We start from the raw sequence: 6,617 nt of genomic DNA, 5'->3' as shown, positions 1-6,617 counted from the left end.
TCGGTCAGGTCTTCCTGCAGCGTCAGCGCCAGCTGGTCGTGCATGTCCACCTGAATGGTCACCAGCAGGAATTCGCCCATCTGCAGGATCGGAATGCGCTCCATAGGCTTATACCTGCTTGCCGATGTCGCCGCCCAGGCGCGCAAGGGCGAGTTTGAGGGCATCCGCAAGGTTGGACTTGGTGGTCAGGGTGCCCAGGTCCAGGCCAAGGTGGACGATGGTTTGCGCGATCTGCGGGCGCACCCCGCTGATGATGCAATCGGCGCCCATCAGGCGGATCGCGGTCACGGTCTTGAGCAGGTGTTGCGCCACCAGCGTGTCGACGGTCGGAACGCCGGTGATATCGATGATGGCGATTTCCGAGCCGGTATCGACGATGCGCTGCAGCAGCGACTCCATGACGGTCTGGCTGCGTTGCGAGTCCAGGGTGCCAATCAGCGGCAGGGCGAGTACCCCGTCCCACAGCTTGACCACGGGGGTGGACAGTTCCAGCAGCTCTTCCTGCTGGCGCTTGATCACGTCTTCGCGGGTTTTCTGGAAGGTGCGGATGGTGTGCATGCCCATGCCGTCGATCAGCTCGGAGATCGCCCACAGCTGCTCGGCCAGGCGCGCCGGTTCATCACTGAAGTGCGATTGCAACAGGCCGAACAGTGGCCCCTTCAGGGCAAAGATGAAGTACACGGCCTGGTGCGAGTCATGCCCCAGCTGCGCGCGCGAGACGGACAGTTTTTCCAGAAAACGGCGCACCCCTTCCCAGCCCGTTGCAGCCAGGTTGCTGCCGCCTTCGCTTAGCAGGCCCTCGACCAGCAATTGCAGGAATTCGCGAGTTTCCTGTGCGAGTACCTGTTCCTTGATATTTCGCGTGGCGCCGTTGGTTTCCAGGCCAGAAAGCCATTCTTTCTGCAATTGCGCCTGGTTGTTCTTGATCGCTTCCGATGTGCTGCCGTGCAGTGCTGCCATGTACCTTAGCTCCTGGGCTGAAAGGCCGGCTTCCCCATAAATTGGCCGGCCTGCTGTGAATGACATTTGCCGGATGAAATAGTTGTGCGCGGGGGACAGTTAATTGCAATGCGCCATCTGAGGGTAGCCTATGCAGCGTCCTGGCCCACCTGCCTGGTATCCGTTGCAAGCGGGATTGGCGGGCGAGACAGCAACAGGCCGACCAGCACTGCGAAGACCAGTGCGGCAATACCTGCGGTGTGCAGCACGGCCTCGAAACCACCGATGAATGCCTGCCGGGCCAGGGGCGCCACGGCCTCGCGCTGGGCGGGTTCGAGCAGCGCCAGGGCGGCCTGCAGGTCGCCTGCGGCAACCCGTGTCGCCATTGCCGCAACCTGGCCCGAGTGCGCGGGTGCCACGGCGGCGATGGCCTCGTGCAACAGCTGCCCGCTACGGCCGGCCAGCACGCCGCCAAGTACACCAATGGCCAGCACGATTGCCCCGAACCGCGTGGTGGTACTCAGCCCCGAGGCCATGCCGGTGCGCTCACGCGGCACGCAAGCCATGATGTTTTTCTGCGTGTCGCCATTGAGCAACCCGGCGCCAGCGCCCAGCACCAGGCTGGCCAGGGCGAACGCGCCATAGCCGCCCTGGCGCGTGGCCCAGGCACACAGCAGGTTGCCCATGCCAACCAGCACCAGGCCCAGCGCAAACACCTGCGCCGGGCTCAGGTGCGCGGCCAAGCGCATGCCAACGCGCGGGGTCAGCAGCATGGCGACGGCAAATGGCAGCATGCCGGCGCCTGCGGCCAGCGCCGACAGCTGCAGGCCGTTTTGCAGGTACAGCGGCAGCAGGGTCATCATCACCTGGGCGCAGGCAGCGTAGGCGAACATGCCCAGCAAGGCGCCGACGAAACGCCCGCTGCGCATCAGCTGCAGGTCGATCATCGGGCGCTGCTGGCTGCGCTCGACCATGACGAACAGGCCGAACAGGAAAGCGCTGATCACCAGACGGCCAAGGGTTTGCGCGCTGCCCCAACCCACCTGGTTGGCATCGATCATCGCCCAGATCAGGTAGCCGAGGCTGCCGGCGAAGGTCAGGCTGCCCCACGGGTCGAGCCGCGCCGCTGCGCTGTCACGCGACTCCTCGACACTGTGCAGCACCATCAGCGCCAACAGCACCACCAGGGGCAGGTTGATATAGAAGATCCAGCGCCAGCCCAAGGTGCTGGCGATCACCCCGCCCAACAGTGGCGCAAAGGTGATGGTGGCGCCCATGCATGCGCCCCAGAAGGCCCAGGCGCGCATGCGCTCTTGCGGCTCGTGGAAGCGGTTGCCGATCGCCGCCAGGGCCGAGGTCAACAGCAACGCGGCGCCCACACCTTTGGCTGCCCTGGCCAGGTCGAGAAACAACAGCGTGGGCGCGGCACCACAGGCCAGCGAGGCTATGCCGAACAGCACCAGGCCGAGCAGCAGCATGCGCCGCCGGCCAAAGCGGTCGGCCAGGCTGCCGGCCGGCAGCAGGCAGGCGGCGAACGCCAGCAGGTAGGCGCTGACCACCCATTCGATATCGGCGAACGAGCCGGACAGGTCGCGGGCGATGCTGGGCAGGCTGACTGCGACGATATTGGTGTCGAGGATGATCAGGGCGCAGACCAGGGAGGCAGTGAGCAGGGTAAAACGCGCAGAAGGCATGGCAGGGCTCCGGGGGGTGGGCTGGTTCGCCTGAAAGGCGGTTTGCCTGCAGGATCGCCTGGGGCGCAAAGCGGCCCCGCCAATCTCCCAGGTAATCTTTGCCCCCAGGCCACCAGGCTTGTAGTGTTGGCCTCACCATAACGCTGCCAACCCAACGCCTTGTTAGCCTCGGCGGCCCCCGTCATTACCCTGCAGGTAACACCCATGGAAATCCGCCATTTCCGCTATTTCCTCTGCGTTGCCCGCCATGGCCATTTCACCCGTGCCGCCGAGCAACTGGGCATCGCCCCGCCCACCCTCAGCCGGCAGATCCAGGACATGGAGCGCGAACTGGGCGTTCGCCTGTTCGAGCGCAACCAGCGCGAGGTCAACCTGACCGCCGCCGGCCAGGCCCTGTTCATCGAAGCCGAACAGACCGTGCGTCAGTTCGACGCGGCGCAACTGGGGGCACAACGCGCCGCCCGTGGCGAAAGCGGGCGTATCGAACTGGGCTACGTGGCTTCGGCCGCCTACTCGGGCATGCTCCAGCAGCAAGTGCTTCGCTTCAGCGAAGCCTGCCCCGAGGTACGCCTGAGCATGCGCGAACTGCCCATGGCCGAACTGCCCGCCAGGGTTCGTGATGGCCTGCTTGACCTTGCGTATGTGCGCTCGCCGATGGAACTGCCGGAAGAGCTGGAAGCCATTGCGCTGCACCAGGAGGGCTTCGTCCTTGCCCTGCCCGCCCATTCACGGATCAATGAAGTGCCTCAGATCCCGGCATCGCGCCTGGCCAATGAAACCTTCATCCTGCCCGAGCAGATATCCGGCACGCTGGAGGTCGCCGCGCAAGGTGGCTTCGTCCCGCAGCTTGGCCCGCAGCCCGGCAGCCTGGTGGCGGTGATTACCCTGGTGTCTCTCGGCCAGGGCATCGCCGTGGTGCCGGAATCGGTGGTGCAGCGCATCTGCCTGCCGCAAGTGAACTACCGGCGGATCGTCGACTGCCACGCCAGTTCATGGCTCAGCCTGATTCACCGGCGCTTCGATAAAGCGCCGGCGGTGATGCGTTATGTGCAGAGCGTGAAAGGCGGTGCCTGATCAGTGATCGCCTGCAGCACCCAAGGCGTAGAATTCATGCAGCTTGGCCTGCAGCAAGGCCTTGTCCGGCAAGCGTGTCTGGTATTCCGCAATCAGTGCTGGCGACAAACTGCGATTAAGCGCGTACTCGACCACCTCATCGTCCCTGCTGGCGCACAGCAACACGCCAATCGCAGGGTTTTCATGCGGCTTGCGCTCGTTTCGGTCAAGCGCTTCCAGGTAGAAATCGAGTTTGCCCAGGTACTCGGGCTCGAAGCGGCCGACCTTCAGCTCTATCGCTACCAGGCAGTTGAGGCCGCGGTGAAAGAACAGCAAATCCAGTGCGAAGTCGCGGCCACCGACCTGAAGCGGGTACTGAGAGCCGACGAAGCAGAAGTCGCGGCCCAGTTCGATGAGGAACTGTTTGAGCCGATTCATCAGCGCGCCATGTAGGTCTGCTTCTGCATGATCCCCCGTTAGCCCGAGAAACTCCACCATGTAGGCATCCCGAAAAACCTCCATGGCTGCCGGATAATCTTGACGCAATACTGCCGAAGCCCTGGCCGGGTTTGCGACACTGCGTTCAAAAAGCGAGGCCTTGAGTTGCCTTTCCAATTCTCGGCTTGACCACCTTTCCTGAATCGCCATGCGCAGGTAGAACTCGCGCTCCTGAGTGAGCTTGCTCTGGCTGAGAATCATCATGTTGTGGGTCCATGGCAATTGTCTCAGCAGTGCCGAGACTCTTTCGTCATGGCGATAGGCTTCATAAAATTGGCGCATCCGAAACAGGTTAGGTCTCGTAAAACCTCGTAGCCCAGGCTGCGTTTGGGCAAGATGAGCAGCCAGCTGACTGACCACCGAATCGCCCCATTCCGCCCGCTCCAGCTTGTGGCTGATGTAGGCCCCAACCTGCCAGTACAGGTCGATCAATTGCGTATTGACCGCCTGCACCGCACGCTGCCTGGCATCCTGAATCAACCTGAGCACTTCCTCGAAACGGTCATCCTTTACCGAAGGAAGGGCCACCGGCGCTTGTGGTTCTTGTTGTTCAGCGCTCATGCATCGACTCCCTTTTGAATTCGCCAGGAAGTCTACCCCCGGTGAGCCGTCACCCCGCCACCGGCAGCACCTCTGATTTGTTTCAAAAAGCAAAGGGCACCCATCCACTGGTGCCCTTCGCCCTACCGCAAGGTGAACCCGATCACCCCATCGACCGCGCCCCTACAGGTTGCGCATGGCCCCGCGATGTCACGATCCCCAGGAAGGAAATGACGATTGCCAGGCCCAGTGTCGAACTCACTTCTACCCGGTGCTCCGGGGTGTACATCATCACCGCCAGCGCCCCGGCAATGAAGATGATCACCGCCCAGGTGAGGTACGGGAACAGCCACATGCGGAACTTCAGCTCGGTGTTCTCGCGCTCCAGGCGGCGGCGCATGCGCAGCTGCGAGATGGCGATGACCATGTACACCAGCAAGGCGATGGCGCCGGAACTGGCCAGCAGGAACTCGAACACGCCTTTCGGTGCGAAGTAGTTGAGGATGGCAATCGCCGCGCCGATCAAGGTACTGCCAAAGACCGCAGAGCGCGGTACGCCTACCCTGGAGGTCTTGTTGAGGAAGGCCGGGGCGTCACCGCGCTTGGCCAGCGAGTACATCATGCGCGAGGCGATGTAGATCGACGAGTTCATGCAGCTGGTCACGGCCACCAGCACCACCAGGTCGACCATGAACGCGGCGTTGGGGATGTTCATGATTTCCAGCGCACGCTGGTAGGAACCCACCACCGCCAACTGCGGGTCGTTCCATGGCACCACCGAGATGATCACGAAGATCGACAGGATGTAAAAGGTGCTGATGCGCCAGATCACCGAACGCGTCGCCTTGGCGATGTTGCGCGACGGGTCGCTGGACTCGGAGGCAGCGATGGTCACCGCCTCGGTGCCGATAAAGCTGAACATCACGGTAATGAACGCACCGATCACCGCCGACCAGCCGTTCGGGGCGAAGCCGCCGTGCTCGGCGATCAACCCGCTCAGGCCGCTGACCTCGCGGTTGGGCAGCCAGCCCATCAGGGCAGCGAAACCAAGGCCGATGAAGCCCAGGATCGCCGTGACCTTGAGGATGGCGAACCAGAACTCGAATTCACCGTACTTGGCCACGCTGAACAGGTTGGTGCAGGCCAGCAACAGTACCGAGGCCAGGGCAAAGATCCAGCTGTCCACCTGCGGGAACCAGGCGTTCAGCACATGCCCGGCGGCCAGTGCTTCGATCGGGATCACCAGTACCCAGAACCACCAGTACAGCCAGCCGATGGTATAGCCGGCCCAGCGGCCGATGGCCTGGTCGGCGTAGGTGGAAAACGATCCGGTATCGGGGTGTGCCACGGCCATTTCGCCGAGCATGCGCATGACCAGGACTACCAGGGTCCCGGCCACGAAATAGGAAATTATGGTTGCGGGCCCGGCCGCCGCAATGGCGTGCCCAGAGCCTACGAAAAGTCCGGCGCCGATGATGCCGGCGATGGACAGCATCGTTACATGACGTGGCTTGAAACCTTGTGCAAGGTTGCCATCAGATCCCACGGTGTTCATTGATGTTGTTCTCTTTTTGCTGACACAAGGATGGGGGCAGGCGTAGGCGAAAATATCTCCTTTGAAATCAATAAGTCGACAGGTTGCTCGGGTTCTGTTGATGTTCTTTGGTGTGCGTCACAGAGCAACGTGCCAGTGCGGTTCGGGGTTCATTTAAGCTCCGCAGGGCTGTGGGAAATTACACGAGAACGCCCCGGAACTGTTCGATCACGACAGGGCCTTTCCATTCACGCCAGATGTCGCGAATGGCATGTCCGATTGCGCCACCGGGTCATCTGGCGCTTTTGTTTTTCATTTGAATGTGTGTTGCCTGCCCTGGCCCTATCGCCGGCAAGCCA

Annotated in this window: 5 protein-coding genes and 1 pseudogene; 1 reads left to right on the top strand and 5 read right to left on the bottom strand. The window is 62.5% G+C overall.

Annotated elements, in window-relative coordinates:
• From HP547_RS29760 to HP547_RS25970, 3 genes and pseudogenes are all read right to left on the bottom strand, one after another.
• Nucleotides 1-104 (bottom strand): annotated as a pseudogene (locus HP547_RS29760) (anti-anti-sigma factor); the annotation flags it as partial.
• A gap of 4 nt (nucleotides 105-108) precedes the next feature.
• Nucleotides 109-960, bottom strand: coding sequence for an STAS domain-containing protein (locus tag HP547_RS25975; protein ID WP_172219849.1), 852 nt, complete (start codon nucleotides 958-960; stop codon nucleotides 109-111).
• 128 nt (nucleotides 961-1,088) lie between these two features.
• On the bottom strand, nucleotides 1,089-2,633 hold the full coding sequence (locus tag HP547_RS25970) for an MFS transporter (protein WP_172219852.1): 1,545 nt from the start codon (nucleotides 2,631-2,633) through the stop codon (nucleotides 1,089-1,091).
• A 204-nt stretch (nucleotides 2,634-2,837) separates the two neighbouring features.
• Here HP547_RS25970 and HP547_RS25965 point away from each other — a divergent pair, with 204 nt between their 5' ends.
• Nucleotides 2,838-3,707, top strand: coding sequence for a LysR family transcriptional regulator (locus HP547_RS25965; RefSeq protein ID WP_172219855.1), 870 nt, complete (start codon nucleotides 2,838-2,840; stop codon nucleotides 3,705-3,707).
• Here HP547_RS25965 and HP547_RS25960 read toward each other — a convergent pair whose 3' ends face one another.
• Together HP547_RS25960 and gabP are read right to left on the bottom strand one after the other, a co-directional pair.
• Nucleotides 3,708-4,745 (bottom strand): YhcG family protein, encoded by a 1,038-nt coding sequence (locus tag HP547_RS25960; RefSeq protein ID WP_172219857.1) that lies wholly within the window; start codon nucleotides 4,743-4,745, stop codon nucleotides 3,708-3,710.
• A gap of 142 nt (nucleotides 4,746-4,887) precedes the next feature.
• On the bottom strand, nucleotides 4,888-6,279 hold the full coding sequence (gabP, locus tag HP547_RS25955) for a GABA permease (RefSeq protein ID WP_172219860.1): 1,392 nt from the start codon (nucleotides 6,277-6,279) through the stop codon (nucleotides 4,888-4,890).
• Nucleotides 6,280-6,617: the final 338 nt, after the last annotated feature.

Origin of the sequence: Pseudomonas sp. CM27 (assembly GCF_013179515.1) — a bacterium.
In the GTDB taxonomy this organism is placed as follows: Bacteria; Pseudomonadota; Gammaproteobacteria; order Pseudomonadales; family Pseudomonadaceae; genus Aquipseudomonas.
This window is presented reverse-complemented; position numbering and strand designations above follow the sequence as displayed.

Excerpts from the sequence above, each read along its gene's own strand:
- HP547_RS25975 (WP_172219849.1), bottom strand. The coding sequence starts at position 960 with ATGGCAGCACTGCACGGCAGCACATCGGAAGCGATCAAGAACAACCAG.
- HP547_RS25970 (WP_172219852.1), bottom strand. The coding sequence starts at position 2,633 with ATGCCTTCTGCGCGTTTTACCCTGCTCACTGCCTCCCTGGTCTGCGCC.
- HP547_RS25965 (WP_172219855.1), top strand. The coding sequence starts at position 2,838 with ATGGAAATCCGCCATTTCCGCTATTTCCTCTGCGTTGCCCGCCATGGC.
- HP547_RS25960 (WP_172219857.1), bottom strand. The coding sequence starts at position 4,745 with ATGAGCGCTGAACAACAAGAACCACAAGCGCCGGTGGCCCTTCCTTCG.
- gabP (WP_172219860.1), bottom strand. The coding sequence starts at position 6,279 with ATGAACACCGTGGGATCTGATGGCAACCTTGCACAAGGTTTCAAGCCA.